At 68.4% G+C, this 17,079-nt stretch carries 15 protein-coding genes; 4 read left to right on the top strand and 11 right to left on the bottom strand.

Going from position 1 to position 17,079, the window contains the following annotated elements; translation table 11 throughout:
- Positions 1–38: 38 nt before the first annotated feature.
- The 8 genes from B5V46_RS02055 to B5V46_RS02020 form a co-directional block, all read right to left on the bottom strand.
- Complete coding sequence (locus B5V46_RS02055; RefSeq protein WP_080615044.1) at positions 39–1,205, bottom strand: M20 aminoacylase family protein; 1,167 nt, start codon at positions 1,203–1,205, stop codon at positions 39–41.
- Positions 1,206–1,208: 3 nt separating this feature from the next.
- Entirely contained in the window at positions 1,209–1,676 is a 468-nt protein-coding gene (locus B5V46_RS02050) for an L-2-amino-thiazoline-4-carboxylic acid hydrolase (RefSeq protein ID WP_080615043.1), read from the bottom strand.
- A 16-nt stretch (positions 1,677–1,692) separates the two neighbouring features.
- Positions 1,693–2,997, bottom strand: coding sequence for an FAD-binding oxidoreductase (locus tag B5V46_RS02045; protein WP_080615042.1), 1,305 nt, complete (start codon positions 2,995–2,997; stop codon positions 1,693–1,695).
- Positions 2,994–4,640 carry an aminotransferase class V-fold PLP-dependent enzyme gene (locus B5V46_RS02040; RefSeq protein ID WP_080615041.1) on the bottom strand — a complete coding sequence of 549 codons (1,647 nt, stop codon included), beginning with the start codon at positions 4,638–4,640 and terminating at the stop codon, positions 2,994–2,996. The genes B5V46_RS02045 and B5V46_RS02040 overlap by 4 nt, the downstream gene beginning before the upstream one ends.
- Before the next feature lie 11 nt (positions 4,641–4,651).
- Positions 4,652–6,289, bottom strand: coding sequence for an ABC transporter ATP-binding protein (locus tag B5V46_RS02035; RefSeq protein ID WP_075789659.1), 1,638 nt, complete (start codon positions 6,287–6,289; stop codon positions 4,652–4,654).
- A complete protein-coding gene (locus B5V46_RS02030; RefSeq protein WP_080615040.1) occupies positions 6,286–7,164 on the bottom strand; it encodes an ABC transporter permease in 879 nt (292 codons plus the stop codon). Before B5V46_RS02030 ends, B5V46_RS02035 begins: the two co-directional genes overlap by 4 nt.
- Positions 7,161–8,144 carry an ABC transporter permease gene (locus tag B5V46_RS02025; protein WP_080615039.1) on the bottom strand — a complete coding sequence of 328 codons (984 nt, stop codon included), beginning with the start codon at positions 8,142–8,144 and terminating at the stop codon, positions 7,161–7,163. Before B5V46_RS02025 ends, B5V46_RS02030 begins: the two co-directional genes overlap by 4 nt.
- A 99-nt stretch (positions 8,145–8,243) precedes the next feature.
- On the bottom strand, positions 8,244–9,851 hold the full coding sequence (locus B5V46_RS02020; protein WP_196774315.1) for an ABC transporter substrate-binding protein: 1,608 nt from the start codon (positions 9,849–9,851) through the stop codon (positions 8,244–8,246).
- A 217-nt stretch (positions 9,852–10,068) separates the two neighbouring features.
- Here B5V46_RS02020 and B5V46_RS02015 point away from each other — a divergent pair, with 217 nt between their 5' ends.
- The 4 genes from B5V46_RS02015 to B5V46_RS02000 all read left to right on the top strand — a co-directional run bounded on the left by B5V46_RS02015 (position 10,069) and on the right by B5V46_RS02000 (position 13,852).
- Positions 10,069–10,791, top strand: coding sequence for an SDR family oxidoreductase (locus B5V46_RS02015; protein ID WP_196774314.1), 723 nt, complete (start codon positions 10,069–10,071; stop codon positions 10,789–10,791).
- Between the two features lie 27 nt (positions 10,792–10,818).
- On the top strand, positions 10,819–11,679 hold the full coding sequence (locus tag B5V46_RS02010) for a VOC family protein (RefSeq protein ID WP_080615037.1): 861 nt from the start codon (positions 10,819–10,821) through the stop codon (positions 11,677–11,679).
- Positions 11,676–12,191 (top strand): Lrp/AsnC family transcriptional regulator, encoded by a 516-nt coding sequence (locus tag B5V46_RS02005; protein WP_080615036.1) that lies wholly within the window; start codon positions 11,676–11,678, stop codon positions 12,189–12,191. The genes B5V46_RS02010 and B5V46_RS02005 overlap by 4 nt, the downstream gene beginning before the upstream one ends.
- Positions 12,192–12,343: 152 nt before the next feature.
- On the top strand, positions 12,344–13,852 hold the full coding sequence (locus tag B5V46_RS02000) for an aldehyde dehydrogenase family protein (protein ID WP_080615035.1): 1,509 nt from the start codon (positions 12,344–12,346) through the stop codon (positions 13,850–13,852).
- Positions 13,853–13,879: 27 nt separating this feature from the next.
- On the opposite strand, the gene B5V46_RS01995 is transcribed toward B5V46_RS02000, so the two are convergent.
- Genes B5V46_RS01995 through B5V46_RS01985 form a run of 3 tightly spaced genes read right to left on the bottom strand, consistent with a single transcriptional unit; the run spans position 13,880 to position 16,996 of the window.
- On the bottom strand, positions 13,880–14,920 hold the full coding sequence (locus B5V46_RS01995) for an HlyD family secretion protein (RefSeq protein WP_080615034.1): 1,041 nt from the start codon (positions 14,918–14,920) through the stop codon (positions 13,880–13,882).
- A gap of 10 nt (positions 14,921–14,930) precedes the next feature.
- Positions 14,931–16,562 (bottom strand): MFS transporter, encoded by a 1,632-nt coding sequence (locus tag B5V46_RS01990; RefSeq protein ID WP_231119198.1) that lies wholly within the window; start codon positions 16,560–16,562, stop codon positions 14,931–14,933.
- The gene (locus B5V46_RS01985) at positions 16,562–16,996 is read right to left on the bottom strand and encodes a MarR family winged helix-turn-helix transcriptional regulator (protein ID WP_080615033.1); all 435 of its coding nucleotides are present in this window, start codon (positions 16,994–16,996) and stop codon (positions 16,562–16,564) included. The genes B5V46_RS01990 and B5V46_RS01985 overlap by 1 nt, the downstream gene beginning before the upstream one ends.
- Positions 16,997–17,079: the final 83 nt, after the last annotated feature.

Raw genomic sequence — 17,079 nt, 5'->3', positions numbered from 1 at the left:
GGGGCGGAGGAGGCCTCCGCCCCGCAACGATGCCGGGCTCAGAGCGGCAGGCGCTGACGCACCAACGTCGTCCAGTAGGAACAGCCCCAGCCGATGGCCTCGTCGTCGAAATCGTAGCGCGGGTGGTGCAGGCCCTGGCTCGGCCCGTTGCCGATATTGATCAGCGCGCCCGGCACCTCGTTCAGCATGAACGAGAAATCCTCACCGCCGAGCGTGGGCGGCATGTCGGTGGTGACAGCCGCCTCTCCGGCCACCGCACGCGCGGCCTCTGCCGCAAGCGCGGTCTCGGTCTCATGGTTCACCGTCACCGGGTAATGGCGGATGTAGTCGAGCGTTCCGGTCGCACCGAACCCCGCCGCGACACCGGCCACGGTCTCGGCCAGGCGGGCCTCGATATGGTCGCGAACCTCCTCGCGCAGCGCCCGCACCGTCCCGGTCAGCGTCACCTCGGCCGGGATCACGTTGAAGGCATTGCCGCCCTGGATGGTGCAAAGCGAGATCGTGGCGCTATCGATCGGATCGACGGTCCGCGCGATGATCGCCTGCACCGCCTGGATGACCGCCGCCGCCGCCGGCATCGGATCGACCGACAGATTCGGCCGCCCGGCATGGCCGCCGCGCCCGGCGACGGTGATCCGGATCTCGTCGACCGAGGCCATGATCGGGCCCGGAGCGATGGTGAACTGCCCGACCGGCAGGCCGGGGCGGTTGTGCATCCCGTAGACCTCGTCGCAGGGCCAGCGCGCGAACAGCCCGTCCTCGATCATCGCCTTCGCGCCCGCGCCGCCCTCTTCGGCGGGCTGGAAGATCACGATCACGGTGCCGTCGAAAGCCCGGCTGTCGGCCAGATGCCGCGCCGCGCCCAGAAGCATGGTCATGTGACCGTCATGGCCGCAGGCATGCATCCTGCCCGGCACGCTCGAGGCCCAGTCGGCGCCGGTCTCCTCGTGGATCGGCAGCGCGTCCATGTCCGAGCGCAGCCCGATGGTCCGCCCCGAGACGTTGCTCTGGCCGCGGATCACGCCGACGACGCCGGTCCGGCCGATGCCCTCATGCACCTCGTCCACCCCCGCCGCGCGCAGCGCCTCGGCGACCCGGGCCGAGGTCCGGGGCAGGTCGTAAAGCAGCTCGGGATTGCGGTGCATGTCATGGCGAAACGCCACCAGTTCGGGGATGTGTTTCGCGACCCAGTTCTCGACGGCCATGCCTCAGTCCTTCTTCATCCGGTAACGGAAATCGCAATGGCTCGCCCCTTTCATGATGGTCTGGGTGCGGGTCATCTCGATCTCGGGGTTGTAGCCGATGCAGAAATCGCCATCGCGGTTGCACGAGAGCAGATGCCCGATCTCGCCCAGCCCCATCTCGCGATACATCTCGGCATAGCGGCAGCGGGTAACGTTGAAATCCATCTTCTCGGCCGAGGTCTCGATCGGCTCGATGGACAGCGCGTCTTCCTTCGTCCAGTTCGGCATGATCGCCGCGAAATCCTCGAGCGTCGGCGGATGGTCGAGATCGGCGGCCAGCGCCTTGCCCTGTTCGATGGCCGAACGCGAGCAGGTCTCGCCGATCACCGCCTCGGCCTCGGCCCGGCCCGCGCGTTCCGAGATCACGTCGAAGACATGTTTCAGGATCATCGCCTCGATACGGCGACGTTCGAGGATGGGTAGGTCTTTCATTTTCCTGGCTCCTCGCTCAGAGTTCGGGTTCCTTGAGGTCCTTGCGCCGCAACAGCGCCAGATAGGCGGGCGCGATCCGGGTCAGCAGGGCGTGATAGGGGAAGGCCTGCGGCTCGGTCACCGGCAGCGCCAGCCCGCGCGGGTCCTCGCCCGCGACAGCGCGCGCCATCTCGCGCCCGAGCGCGGTGCCCAGCGCCACGCCGCGCCCGTTGCAGCCGACCCAGGCCCAGCCGTCGGGGCCGAGATTATGGACCTTGGGGAAACGGTCCCAGTTCATCGAGAGATACCCTGACCAGACATGGGTCATCTTCGGCAGGCCGAGATCCGGGAAGGCCTCGGACAGGTTCCGCGCGGCCTTGGCCTCGGCCCGGGCGGCATCGTTCAGCCCGGCGATGATGGCGGCCCCCGTGATCAGCCGGTTGCGCGCGTCATAGCGGAAGAAGCGCAGATCGCCCCGGGTGTCCGACACGGCCTGCCGCCCCGGCAGGATCTTCCGGCGAAGATCCTCGCCCAGCGGCTCGGTCGCCATCTGCCAGGAATGGACCGGGATGAAACTCCGCGCCATCTTCGGCGCAAGCCCCGCCGCCAGCTTGCCGGTATAGGCGTTGCTGGCGAGGATCAGGGCACGCGCCCGGACCTTGCCGGTCGCGGTCGCCGCAACCCATTCGGCGCCCTGCCGCTCGACCCATTTCACCGCGCTTTGTTCGTGGATCACCGCACCATGGCCTTCGGCGGCGCGGGCCAGTTCGCGGGCCAGCGCCAGCGGGTTGATATGCCCGCCCGTGGGCGCATACATCCCGCCATGCCAGAAGTCGGTGCCCAGCAGCTCGGCGGTCTGCTTCGCGTCCTTCAGAGACACGTCGAAACCGAACCGCTTCCACGCCTCGACCCGCTTCTCGCTGAGCCGGACCCGGCCCGGCGAATGGGCGGGCTGGAACCAGCCGGTCTGTTCGGCCTCGGCCTTCAGCCCCTCGCGGCGGACGATGTCGAAGAGAAGCCCGGCCGAGCCGCCGATCAGCTCGGCAAAACGCCGCCCGGTCTCGCCGAAACGCGCGACCCAGGCATCGGGCTCGGCCGCGGTCAGGGTCGGGATCACCTGGCCATTGTTGCGCCCCGAGGCGCCCCAGCCGACTGCCCGGCCCTCCAGCAGCACCACATTGCAGCCCTCGCGCGCCAGATGCAGCGCCGCCGACAGCCCGGTGAAGCCGCCGCCGATGATGACCGTATCGGCCTCGATCGTACCTTGCAGAGCCGCAGCGGGGACGCGCCCGGGCGCGGTATCGGCCCAGAGCGAGGGCGGGAAGGTCACGGGATCGGTCATGCAGGGGTCTCCTCGTCGGTCAGGGCGGCGGCGGCCTCCTCGGGCAGCCAGAACCAGCGCAGGGCCTCGTCATCGGCATCCAGATCGGTTCCGGCAGCCGCTTCGGCCTGCGTCCGCCCGGTTTGGGCCAGACGCGCGGCCTCGGCAAGGCAGGTCTCGAAATCGGGGGGCTCCGGGGTGTCCGGCGTCTCGGCCCAGAGCGCGGCAAGGCTTTCGGGCGCGGGGCTGCGCGCGCCGTCCAGGGCACGCCAGACGCCGTGTTCGACATCGAGCCGGTACAGCGGCAGCAGCGCCAGCCCGTTCCGCGCGATGAAGACCAGCGCGCGGGCCAGCCGGTCGACATCCTCGTCCGAGAAGAAGTAGTTCACCCCCAGCCGCACCCAGCCGGGCCGGAACGCGGTATGGCCGCGCGCCACCGCCTCGGAGAAACGCTGGCTGCGATCGTCGTCGATCTGCAGCAGATGGTGGCCATAGGGACCGGCGCAGGAACAGCCGCCACGGGCCTGGATGCCGAACAGATCGTTCAGAACCGCCACGACGAAACCGTGATGCAGATGCCGCGCGCCGATGCGGATGTTGAACGAGAAGATCCCCAGCCGGGGCGCGTTGCGCGGCCCCAGAAGCTCGATCCCCGGCTCGGCCGACAGCGCGGCATCGAGGCGCGCGCGCAGCTCGCCCTCGCGGGTCTCGATGGCCTCGGCACCAAGCTCGGTCTTCAGCGCCATCACCATGCCGGCGCGGATATTGCCGACGATCGAGGGCGTGCCTGCCTCTTCGCGCGCCTCGACGCCGTCGATATAGCATTGCCCGGCGGCGCTGACGAAGCTGACGGTGCCGCCGCCCACCACGGTCGGCCGCGCCGCGGCCAGAAGCGCGCAATCGGCGATCAGCAGGCCCGAGGCGCCGGGACCGCCCGGAAACTTGTGCGGGGAAATCAGCGCCGCGTCGATCCGGTCGCCCGCGCCGGGCGCGCTTTCGGCCAGCCGGATCGCGACATAGGGGGCGGCGGCGGCGAAATCGATGACGCACCAGCCGCCCGCCGCGTGCAGAAGCCGCGCGACCGCGCCGATATCGGTCCGGATGCCGGTCACGTTCGAGGCCGCCGAGAAGGCCCCCAGGATCAGCCCGGCCCCGGCATGGGCCGCGATCTCACGCTTTAGCGTCTCAAGGCAGAGCGTCCCCGCCGCATCCAGCGGTATCCGCACCAGCTTCGCCCCGCTTTCGCGCCAGGGCAGGTCGTTCGAGTGATGTTCGTAGGGGCCGACGAAGACCACCGCATCGGGGCCGAGCCGGCCGGCCGGCACCCCCATCTGCAGCGCCCGGACCAGCTTGTCGGTGGCCGCGGTGCTGCCCGCGCCGCAGAACACGACGGCATGGCCGTCATCGGCGCCCATGCCCTCGCGCACCGAGGCCCGCGCCAGTTCGCGCAGCTCGGTGGTGCGCCGCCCGGTGAAGGAGGTCTCGGTATGGGTATTGCCGTAATAGGGCAGCACATGCTGCCGGATCGCGTCCTCGACAAAGCCGAGCGCCCGGCCCGAGGCCACGTAATCGGCATAGATCAGGGCGCGCGGACCGAAGGGACCGGGAATGGCGGTGCCCTCCCCGATCAGGGCGCGGCGGATGTCATCGAATTGCAGAGACATGGGAAGGTCCTTCAGGCGGCGTCCGTCTCCAGGCTGGGCGGGGTCCACCCGCGGCCCGGGATCGAGGCCAGAAGCTGTTGCGTATAGGGGTGGCGGGGATCGGCAAAAAGCTCGGCGGTGATGCCGGTCTCGACGATCCGGCCCTTCTGCATCACGATCACCCGGTCGCAGAGCTGGGCCGCGACCCGCAGGTCATGGGTGACGAAGAGAAGCGACAGATGCAGCCGGTCGCGCAGATCGGCCAGAAGCCTCAGCACCTGCGCCTGCACCGAGACGTCGAGCGCCGAGACCGGCTCGTCGGCGACGATCACCTTCGGCTCCATCGCCAGGGCCCTCGCGATGCCGATCCGCTGGCGCTGCCCGCCCGAGAATTCATGCGGATAGCGGGTGGCGGCGGCGGGCGACAGCTCGACCAGCTCCAGCAATTCGCGGGCGCGGGCGCGGGCGGCCCGGGGCTCGGCGCCATGGACGATGGGCCCCTGGGCGATCAGGTCCTCGACGCGCTTTCGCGGGTTCAGCGAGGCCATCGGGTCCTGGAACACCATCTGGATATGGCGCCGCATCTCGCGCAGCTCGCGCGGAGAACAGGCCAGCAGGTCGGTGCCGTCGACCTCGACCGCGCCGCAATCGGATTCCAGCAACCGGGTCACGATCCGCGACACCGTGGTCTTGCCCGAGCCGCTTTCGCCGACGACACCCAGCGTCTCGCCCCGGCGCAGCGTGAAGGACAGGTTGTCGACCGCCTTCACGGGGGCGCGCTTGCCCGAGATCAGGCTGCCGCGCGCGGCGAAGGTCTTGACCAGCCCCTCGGCCTTCAGGACCACCGGCGCGGCGTCGAAATCGCGCGGCGCGGGCGGCACCAGCGCCGGGATCGCCCCGATCAGCGCACGGGTATAGGGGTGCCGCGGCCGGTTCAGGACCTCGGCGGCGGGGCCCTGTTCGACCATCTCGCCCTTGCTCAGCACCACCACCCGGTCGGCGATCTCGGCCACGACGCCGAAATCATGGGTGATGAAGAGGATGCCCGCGCCTTCCTTCTCCTGCAGCTCGCGGATCAGCTTGAGGATCTGCAGCTGGGTGGTGACGTCGAGCGCGGTGGTGGGTTCGTCGGCGATGATCAGCTTCGGCTCGCAGGCCAGCGCCATCGCGATCATCACCCGCTGCCGCTGCCCGCCCGAGACCTGATGCGGATAGGCGTTGAAGACCGAGGGCGGGTCGGGGATATGCACCAGATCGAGCAGTTCCAGCACCCGCGCGCGGCGCGCCTTGCGGCCCAGCCGGGTGTGCAGCCGCAGCACCTCGTCGATCTGCCAGCCCACGGTCTTCTGCGGGTTGAGCGCGGTCATCGGCTCCTGGAAGATCTGGGCGATGCGGTCGCCGCGGATCTGCTTCATCTCGCGTTCGGACAAGGCCAAGAGGTCCTGGCCCTCGAAGCGGATCGTGCCTTCGGCGACGCGGACATGGGGTTCGGGCAGAAGCCGCATGATCGCTCCTGCGGTCAGCGACTTGCCGGACCCGCTTTCGCCGACGAGGCAGACGATCTCTCCGGGGCGCACGCTCAGGTCCAGCCCGGCCAGCGCGAAGGGCCGGTCCGCGCCCTTGGGCAGGGCGATCTTGAGGCCGCGTATGTCGAGAACGGGATCGGTCATTGTTTCTTCTGCCTCGGATTGAGCGCATCGTTCAGCCCCTCGCCCAGAAGCGAGAAGGACAGAACCGTCAGCACGATGGCGATGCCGGGAATGACGGCGCAGTACCAGTCGGTGCGCAGGACCGCGCGCCCCTGCCCGATCATGTTGCCCCAGCTGGCATAGTTGGGATCGCCCAAGCCCAGGAAGGCCAGCGCGCTTTCCAGAAGGATCGACAGCGCCATGATGACCGAGGCGTAGACGATCACCGGCGGCAGCGCGTTGGGCAGGATCTCGCGAAAGATCAGCGCCCCGTTCGAGACGCCCAGATTGCGCGCCGCATCGACGAATTCGCGGCTGCGCAGCGACAGGAACTCGGCCCTGACCATCCGCGCGGGCGCGGTCCAGGACACGATGGCGATGGCCAGCGTGATATATTCGATGGACGAGCCCAGGATCGCCACCAGCGCCAGGAGCAGCACGAAATTGGGAATGGTCTGGAACGCCTCGGTCACCCGCATCAACACATCGTCGACCCAGCCGCCGAAGAAGCCCGAGACCGCGCCCACGACGACGCCGATGCCGATCGACAGGAGCGTCGCCAGCACGCCCACCAGAAGCGAGATCCGGGCGCCGTGGAACAGCTGGGCCAGGATATCGCGCCCCAGCTGATCGGTGCCCAGAGGCACGGCCCAGTCGGTGAAGGGTTTCGTCAGCGGATCCCCCGCCCGGCGCAGCGGGTCGGTGGGCTCGATCAGCCCGGCCGTGGCCGCCATCACCAGCACGGCCCCGAACAGCACCAGCCCCAGCAGGGCGGCGCGGTTGCGGGCGAAGCGGCGCCAGAGCGCAACGGCAGGGGCGGGTTCGGCGCGCGGCAGGTCGGTGGTCGCGGCGGTCATTTCAGGGCGATCCTTGAATCGAGGCGGGCATACAGCAGGTCGGTGAGGAAGTTCACGATGACGACGATGATGGCGCAGAGGAAGATGATCCCCATCAGCATGTTCATGTCGCGCTGGATCACCGACTGATAGGCCAGCTGGCCGAGGCCCGGCAGCGCGAAGATGGTCTCGACCACCACCGAGCCGCCCAGCACGGTCGAGAATTGCAGTCCCAGCAGCGTGACCACCGGCAACAGCGCGTTGCGCATGATGTGATGCACCATCAGCCGGGTCTCGCCCGCGCCCTTGGCCCGCGCGGTCCGCACGAAGTCGAGATCGGCGACCTCGAGCACGCTGGCCCGCATCAGCCGCAGATAGAAGCTGAGGTAGATCAGCGACAGCGCGGCCGTGGGCATGATCAGGTGCAGCGCGACATCGAAGACGTAATCCCAGCCGGTATAGAAGGCCGCGACATCGGTCAGCCCGCCGACCGGCAGCCATCCCAGCTTGACCGAGAACAGCAGGATCATCATCAGGGACAGAAAGAAGCTGGGCGTGGCGTAGAAGACCAGCCCCAGCGTCGAGATCGCGTTGTCGGTCAGCGAATAGGCGCGCCGGGCGGCGATGGCGCCGAGGCCCACGCCGATCGAGAACGCCAGCGAAAGCGAGGTGCCCATCAGCATCAGCGTGGTGCCGAGCCGTTCCCACAGGATCGCCGAAACCGGCTGTTCATAAACGAAGGACCAGCCGAAATCGAACTGGATCAGCTTGGCCATGTAGCGCCCGAGCTGGACCCAGACCGGCTGGTCGAGCCCATATTCGGCGCGGAGCCGGGCGATATAGGCGGCATCGGCACCGCCCATGTCGCCGACCAGCGCATCGACGGTATCGCCGGGCGCCAGTTTCAGCAGCAGGAAGGTGCCCACCATGATCAGGATCACCACCGGCACGGCCTGCAGAAGCCGCCGCAGCGCGTAGGTGAGGACTTGGGTCAGTTGCATGTCGAGGGGTCCGGGGGAGCTTTGGGATGGGGGCTGGCGGTCGCGGCCGTCTGGACGGGCAAGGCCGGGCTCGAACGCCCGGCCTCCTGTTTCAGCAGATCAGTGCTCGATCCAGAGATCGTACCAGCTCGACGAGATCCAGCGCGGATTGTTGTGATGGTTATGAAGCTTCTTCGAGGTGACCGAGATGAAGGGATGCTCGATGGCGAAGATCACCGGCAGCTCTTCCATCGCCTTCGCCTGGATCGCGTGATAGTCGGCCGCCCGTTCCGCGGGGTCGAGCTCGGCCTGGGCCTCGTCGATCATCCGGTCCATCTCGTCGGATTTCCAGCCGAACTGGTTCGACCAGGGCGTACCTGCGGGCGAGCCCGAGCGCAGCCAGACCATGGTCGAGACCGCCGGGTCAGAGCGGAACTGGTGCCAGCCATTGGCCGTGTCGAAATCGTGGTCGCGATAGACCCCGTTCAGGAAGCCCGGCGCATCATTGGTCAAGATCTCGACATCGATGCCGATCTCTCCCATCGCCTGGGCGAAATATTCGGCCCAGAGCTGGGTATATTCGCCCCAGGGCGCGGGCCGGTGGCGCAGCCTGAAGCGGATGCCGTCGGGGCCCGCCGGATAGCCCGCCTCGTCGAGCATCTGCTTCGCCAGCTCGGGGTCATAGGCATAGGTGGTCACGTCATCGGTGTAATTGGCCCCGCCCGTCGAGGGGATCGGCCCGCGCCCCGGCTTGGCGTAACCGCGCATGATGGTCTTGATCGCATAGTCGATGTCGAGCCCGTGATAGATCGCCTGCCGCACCTTCAGATCGGCGAGGATCGGGTTGCGGTGATTGAACTCGACGGTCGAATGGGCGACGTTGTTCTCGTAGCCCCTGGTGCCGACATCGAAACCGTCCATCTGCGAGAACCGCTCGATATCGGCCATCGACAGGCTGTTGGTGCCGGATTCGTGGATCTCCCCGGCCTCCATCGCCGCCGCGGCCGCCGACTTGTCGGGGATGAAGCGCCAGACGATGCGGTCGAGATAGGGGTATTCCGCGCCGCGCCAGTAGTCTTCATTGCGCTCGGCGATGACATATTGCCCGCGCTTGTACTCGACGAACCTGAACGGCCCCGTCCCCACCGGCGCGGTATTATGCGGGTTCCGCATGATGTCGGTGCCCTCGTAGAGATGCCTGGGCACCGGATGACCGAGATCGGGCATCGCAGCGACGAAGAGGTCCAGCGGCATCGGCTGCGAATAGTTGAACACGGCGGTATGGGGATCGGTGCAGTCGACCGACTCGAGGTATTGCTGCAGCGTCGAGGAATAGTTGAGCAGCGGCTTCCACAGCTCCATCGCCGAGAAGGCGACGTCGTCGCAGGTGAAGGGCTTGCCGTCATGCCAGTTGACGCCCTCGCGCAGGTTGACGGTGATATGCAGCCCGTCTTCGGTCGAGGACCAGTCCGTCGCCAGCACGCCCACCGGGCCGTCATAGGACTTGTCGATCAGCGGCTCCATGATCTTGCCGGTGATGTTGTAGACCCCGGTCGAGGCGCGGAGCGCAGGGTTCAGCACACGCTGTTCCGACACCATGTGAACGATGGCGGTCCCGCCGCGCTGAGGCTCTTCGGCCGCCGCCGGACCTGCAAGCGGACCTGCAAGGCCCGCAAGCGCGGCCCCGGCCAGAAGCCAGATTTGCGCCGATCTGCTGGTCGTCATCATGTCGATTTCCCCGTTATTCCCGTTTTCATGCCCGTTCCATAGTCGGGGCGCCCGCGTCCCCACCGCCGAAAGCGTCCGCCTGCCCAAAAAGCGGCAACCCGACAGCGACGTCAATGCACTTTTTGCGCTACAATCCGCTTTCACGAAAGAATATCCTACTTTTTACACTATAATGTGCGAAACTATTCCTGCCTGCTCGCAGAAAGGGCGAACGAATATGCAGAATTCCGTATGGATCACGGGCGCCGGTTCCGGAATCGGCGCGGCCATGGCGCGGGCCTTTGCCGGGGCGGGCTACCGGGTCGCGCTGACCGCGCGTTCGGAAGACCGCCTGACCGCGCTTGCAGAGGATCTCGGCAATGCCGGCGCGTCTGTGAGGGTCTTTGTCGGCGATGTCACCGACCGGGCGCGCATTCTCGCAATTGCCGACGAGATCGTCCAGTGGGCAGGACGGATCGACGTGCTGTGCAACAATGCGGGGCTGAACCTGCCGCTCCGGCGCTGGGACGAGCTTGACTGGGACAGTTGGGACCGGGTGATCGCCACCAATCTCACCGGCGCGCTGAACGTCATCGCCGCGGCGCTGGGGCCGATGCGGCGGCAGCGATCGGGGGTGATGATCCATACCTCGTCCTGGGCCGGGCGGTTCCACGCGCCGGTGGCGGGCGTGCCCTATGGCGCCTCGAAACATGCGCTGACCGATCTCAGCGCCAGCCTCAACGCGCAGGAGGGCGCAAACGGCATCCGCTCGACCGCGCTTTGTCCCGGCGAGGTGGCGACGCCGCTGCTGAACGCCCGGCCCGGCTTCGACCCGGCCCGCGCGGCCGAAATGATCCAGCCCGAGGACATGGCGGCACTCGCGCTTCATGTCGCGGGCATGAACCCGAATGTCGCGATACATGAAATCACCCTTGCGCCGGTACAGCGCACCGCGTGCTGAATGACCCGCCGAACCGAAGGAGCTCGCATGACCCATCCCGTCAAAGGCGTCGATCACGTCTTCCTCATGGTCGAGGATCTCGACCGCTCGGCCGAGCTTTATCGCAGGCTCGGCTTCACGCTGTCGCCGAAGGGGCTGCACAGCGCAGCCAAGGGCACCGCGAATTACACCCTCATGTTCCCCGAGGACTATATGGAGCTTCTGGGCATCGTGACGCCGACCGAGGGCAACGCGCCCCGGCGCGCGGCCCTGGCGCGCGAAGGCGAGGGGCTGCGCGCCGTGGCCTGCCGGATCGAAGATGCCGAGGCCGCGAAGACGGCGCTGGCCGGGCTGGGCATCGCGACCGGCGAGGTCGGGCATTTCGAGCGGCCGGTACCGCTTCCGGGCGGCGGGACCGGGCGCGCGGCCTTCTCGACCGTCGCCTTCGCCGAGGAGGAGCTGCCCTTCGGCATCGTCTTCATGTGCCAGCACCGCACCCGCGAGACGGTCTGGCTGCCCGAGCTTCTGACCCATCCGAACCGCGCCTGCGGTCTGGCCGAGATCGTCGCGCAAAGCGCCGATCCCGAGGCTGCCGCGCAGCGTCTGGCCCGGCTTTATGCCCATGGCCGGGTCACGCCCGCCGAAGGCGGCTTCCGGGTCGAGACCGGCCCGGCCTCGGCCCCCATCCTCTGCCTGACCGGCAGCGCGCTGGCCGGGTACTTCCCCGGCCTCGAGCTGTCCGCCGTCCCCGCCGAGGGGTTTGCCGGGCTTGCGCTTCATTCCGAAGACATCGCGGCCACCGCGGCCTGCCTTGCCGCGGCCGGGCTTTCGCCGGTCCGGACCGCGCGCGGGATCGCGCTGGCGCCCTCCGACTGCGCCGGGGCGGTACTGGAGTTCCGGCAGAGATGAGCACCGGCCGCAGGACCCGCGGCGCCGACCGGAAATCGGCCGAGCTGCCGGAATTCGACGAGATCGACCGCAAGATCCTCGAGATCCTGCAGCGCGATGCCGATCTCGCGGTGAACGCGCTGGCCGATATCGTGGGGCTGAGCCCCACGCCCTGCTGGCGGCGGGTCAAGCGGCTGGAAGAGGCGGGCGTGATCAAGGGGCGGGTGGCGCTCGTGGATCATGCCCGCGCCAATGTGGGCATGACCGTCTTCATCGGCATCACCGCGCCCAGGCACGAAGCGGCCTGGCTGAACCGGTTCCGGGCGCTGATCGACGACCTGCCCGAGATCGTCGAGGCCTACCGGCTGACCGGAGCGACGGATTACATCCTGAAAGTGGTGGTGCCCGACATCTCGACCTATGACCGGGTCTACAAGACGATGATCGAGCGGCTCGATTTCTCGCAGATCAATTCCTCGATCTCGATGGAAGAGCTGAAATTCACCACAGCGGTGCCGAGCACCTATCTCTGAGGGCCCGCGCCCGATCCGGGCACGCCCCCCCCCCCACAGCGCCCCGTGCCGGTTGAAACGCCCGCGCCTTCATGAAAGCCTCGGGCGGGGCACAGGGCGTCCAGAAGCCAGAAGACAGCCCTGCCCCGACAGGATGACAGGAAGGACCGCACATGCCCCTCCGTTCCGAGACCGAACGCCTGATGGCGCGCCTTGGCGTCGCTGCCGACACGCTGAGCGGCGGCGACATGGCCTGCCTCTCGCCGCTCACCGGCGCGCGGATCGCCGAGATCTCTGCGGCCAGCCCCGCCGATGCGGCCGCCGCCATCGCCGCCGCAAAGGCGGCATTCCGCGACTGGCGGATGGTTCCGGCCCCGAGGCGGGGCGAGCTGGTGCGGCTCCTCGGCGAGGAATTGCGCGCGGCCAAGGCCGATCTCGGCCGGCTGGTCTCGGTCGAGGCGGGCAAGAGCCCCTCCGAGGGCGCGGGCGAGGTGCAGGAGATGATCGACATCTGCGATTTCGCGGTCGGCCTCTCGCGCCAGCTCTACGGGCTGACCATCGCGACCGAGCGCCCCGGTCACCGGATGATGGAGACCTGGCACCCGCTGGGCCCGGTGGGCGTGATCACCGCCTTCAACTTCCCCGTCGCGGTCTGGGCCTGGAATGCGGCGCTGGCGCTGGTCTGCGGCGACCCGGTGATCTGGAAGCCCTCGGAAAAGACCCCGCTGACGGCGCTGGCCTGCCGCGCGGTCCTTGGCCGGGCGCTGGAGCGCTTCGGCACCGCCCCCGAGGCGCTGGTACAGGTGCTGCCGGGCGGCCCCGACATCGGAGCGGCGCTGGTCGACAGCCCCGATGTGCCGCTGATCTCGGCCACCGGATCGACCCGGATGGGGCGGATCGTCGGGCCCGGGGTCGCGGCGCGCTTCGGCCGCTCGATCCTGGAACTGGGCGGCAACAATGCCGGCATCGTCTGCCCTTCGGCCGATCCCGCGATGACGCTGCGCGCGGTCGCCTTCGGCGCCATGGGCACCGCAGGGCAGCGCTGCACCACGATGCGCAGGCTGTTCGTGCATGACGACATCTACGAAGCGCTGGTGCCGGGGCTGATCCGGGCCTATGCCTCGGTCAGCGTGGGCAACCCGCTGGATACCGACGCGCTGGTCGGGCCGCTGGTCGACGGCGCCGCCTATCGGGCGATGCAGGCGGCGCTGGAGGCCGCGCGCGCGGCGGGCGGCACCGTGCATGGCGGCACGCGCGAGGCCATCGGCCCCGACACCGCCTATTACGCGCGCCCGGCCCTGGTCGAAATGCCCGCCCAGACCGGCCCGGTTCTGGAAGAGACCTTCGCCCCCATCCTCTACGTGATGAGATACAGCGATTTCGATGCCGTGCTCGAGGCCCATAACGCGGTCGGCGCGGGGCTGTCCTCGTCGATCTTCACCACGGATCTGCGCGAGACGGAGCTGTTCTTGTCGGCGCGCGGCTCGGATTGCGGCATCGCCAATGTCAATATCGGCACCTCGGGCGCCGAGATCGGCGGGGCCTTCGGCGGCGAGAAGGAGACCGGCGGCGGCCGCGAAAGCGGCTCGGACGCCTGGAAGAGCTACATGCGGCGCGCCACCAACACCATCAACTATTCGCGCGAGCTGCCGCTGGCACAGGGCGTCGTCTTTGACATCTGACCCGGTGCCACGGCACGTCCCCCGGGCTCAGCCCCGATCGCGCGGGATATGGACCACAACCGACATGCCCGGCGCCAGGCGGTCCCGGCCGTCCTGCCCCGGATCGACCTCGATCCGCACGGGCAGTCGCTGGGCGATCTTGGTGAAATTGCCTGTCGCGGTCGAATTGCCGAGAATGCTGAATTCCGAGGCGGTGGCCGGAGACAGCAGCGCAACCTTGCCCGTAAACGGCTGCCCGCCCAGCGCATCGACCGCAAAGCGCACCGTCTGGCCGGAATGAAGCCCGGCGAGATCGGTCTCCTTGATATTGGCGATCACCCAGACCCGCGACGAGACCAGCGACACCAGCGCGGTGCCTGCCGTCACATACTGACCGACCCGGACATTGACCTGGCCCAGCCGCCCGTTCTGCGGCGCACGGATGACGGTATGTTCAAGCTCGATCCGGGCCAGCTCGACCGCTGCCAGCGCGGCGGTCACGCTTGCGCTCAGCGTATCGGTGCGAACCTTCGCGGTGGCCAGATCCTCGCGCGCGACGGCAACGTCGCTCAGCGCCTCGGTCAGCGCGGCCTCGGCCTGACGCAGGCGCAGCTCGGCATCCTCGGCATCGGCGGCCGAAATCACCCCCTTCCGGCGCAGCCGGTCATGCCGGTCCCATTCCGCCCGGGCGGTATCGACCGCCGAGCGCGCAGCCGCGGCCGCGGCCCGGCGCGATTCGAGCGTGGCGCCGGCGGAATTGATGTCCTGATCGTTGGCCTTCAACGCGGCGCGGGCACTGTCGAGCTCGGCCTCGGCCCGCGCCACGGTCTGGCGCGCGATCCTGTCATCGAGCCGGACCAGGATGTCGCCCGTGGCCACCGTCTGGAAATCCGTGACCCGGACCTCGGTCACATAGCCCGCGATCTGCGGCGACAGCGTCGCCACATTGCCCCTGACATAGGCGTTCTCGGTCCGGATCTCGGCGCCGCCGAAGGGAGGCAGATGCCAGGCAAAAAGCACGACGAGGACACCGAGCACCCCGATCAGGACGATCAGAACAGTGGGGACATGGTGTTTCAGAAGATGCATTTCGGGGTCCTTATCCGGCGTCCGGGACGTGGCGGGCCATCCGCGCCCGCAGCCAGTCCCGCGCAATATGCCCCAGAAGCGCGGCCAGGGCACACAGAGCCAGTGCCGAGATCAGGGCGAAAACATCGTTATAGGCCGAAACGGTGGCCTGGCGCGCAGTGTCGGCCGCCAGTTGCGCGACCGCCTGCGCCCTGAGCCGGACCGGATCGGTCACCGTCGAGGAAAGCTGCGCCGCGATCCCGGCCAGCCGCGCCGAGACCAGCGGGTCGCCGGTCTGCAGCCCCTCGGCCAGCGCCTGACCATGTGCCGTGGTCCTGACCGCGACGAAGGTCCTGAACAGCCCCGCGCCGACGGTGCCGCCGAGGATCTGGCTCGACAGGAACACGATGACGAAGCTCAGAAGGTATTGCGGCCCCTTGCTCAGCGCCTTGACCAGCCCCGCCGCCATCGCCGAGGGCAGGAACATCGCCGCGGCAAAGCCCACCATGGCCTGGCTCGTGATCATCAGGGTCGGGCTCACATCGGTATTGGCATGGGCATCCATCGCCGAGCCCAGCGCGATCAGGAGCAGCGCGACGACATGGATCGTGGGCACCCTGTCCAGCTTCATCACCAGCGCGCAGGCGGCGCCGCCGGCAAGCGTGGCCAGCGAGATCGCCCAGAACAGCGGCGCGATCTGCTCGGGCGCGAAGCCCAGGGTCTGGAACAGGCCGGGCGCCCCGGCGGTCTGCTCCGACAGGATCACGCGAAAGATCAGGAGCGCCGCGGTCAGGTGCAGCATCTCGGGCGTCGCCAGCCAGCGCACGTCGAGCAGCGGCGCCGTCCGGTGCAGCTCGATCACCAGCGCCAGGACCAGACCGGCGATCGACAGCGCCAGCACCGGCCCGATCCAGGCCGCCGCGGTCCACCAGTAGATGTAGCCGGTCGTGAAGCAGGCCACGAGCCCGCCGAAGGAGGCAGCAATCAGCGAAAAGGAGATCAGGTCGAGCCCGCGGATCGTCCGGGTCCGCTCGCCATGCGGCAGCGGCAGCCGGAACACCAGGAACAGGCAGACCATCGCCATGCCGAGCTTGAGCAGGAGGATATCGGTCCAGCTACCATCGGTCAGGACGGCCGGGCTGAGCGCACGGGCCAGCGGCATGCCCAGCGCGATGAAGCTGAGCGCGAAGGGCAGGCCCACGGTAAGCTTCAGCCGCTGCGGCAGCGGTTCGAGCGCATAGAGGAAGGCCAGCGTCGCGAGCGGCGCGGCCGAGATCCCGGACAGAAGCTCGACCAGAAGCGCCGAGCGCAGGTCGCGGGTCAGCAGGCTGAGCAGCGCCACGGCGGCGTAAAGCGCGATCGAGACTTCGGCGAAGCGGCGCAGCCCGTACTGGCTGCGGATCTTGATCAGCATCAGCGGCAGCGAGGCGCGCGGCGCCATGAACGCGACCATCAGCCAGGCGGTCTGGCTCTGGGTCGCGCCGAGTTCGCCCGCCAGCGTCGGAATATTGGCCGCGAGAAATCCCTGCCCCAGCGATTGCGACAGGGCAATGAACATCGAGGCCAGCATATAGGCGGCGGCCAGCGACAAAGGACGGGTCAGGCCCGGCGATTCGGGTTGGGGCGCCGGGAGCGGCGCATCGGACGGCGCGGCAGGGGGCATCACTGCCCCATCGCGGCAAGATTGGCCTGAATCCTGCGGATCGTTGCCAGCGCCCGCTCAAGCTCGTCCGGGTCGATTCCGCGATAGACCTCGGCCCGAAGCTCATCGGTGAAATCGACCACGGCCTCGGCCCGCGCCCGCGCTTCCGGGGTCAGATAGAGACGACGGACCCGCTTGTCCTCGGCCGAGGCGCGGCGCTCGATCAGGCCGGCCGCCTCGAGATGATCGAGGGTGCGGTTCATCGAGGGGGTCCGGATATCGAGCCGCTCGGCCAGATCGACCTGGGTCAGCCCTTCGCAATTGGCGATGTTCACCAGCGCCTGGGCACGGGCATAGGTCATGTCGATCGAGGTGGCACGGGCATCGAAACGCTTGCGGATCGTCCGCACGAGCCCGAACACCTCGGGCAGGAACGTCTTGTACACGTCATGCATTGCCGGACCGCGATTCCATTACCAAGCTAATGATTAGCCAGATAACATACGCGGCAGGGACCGCAAGCGGGCCCTGTTCACAA

Source organism: Rhodovulum sp. MB263, from assembly GCF_002073975.1.
Lineage (GTDB): Bacteria > Pseudomonadota > Alphaproteobacteria > Rhodobacterales > Rhodobacteraceae > Rhodovulum.
This window is presented reverse-complemented; position numbering and strand designations above follow the sequence as displayed.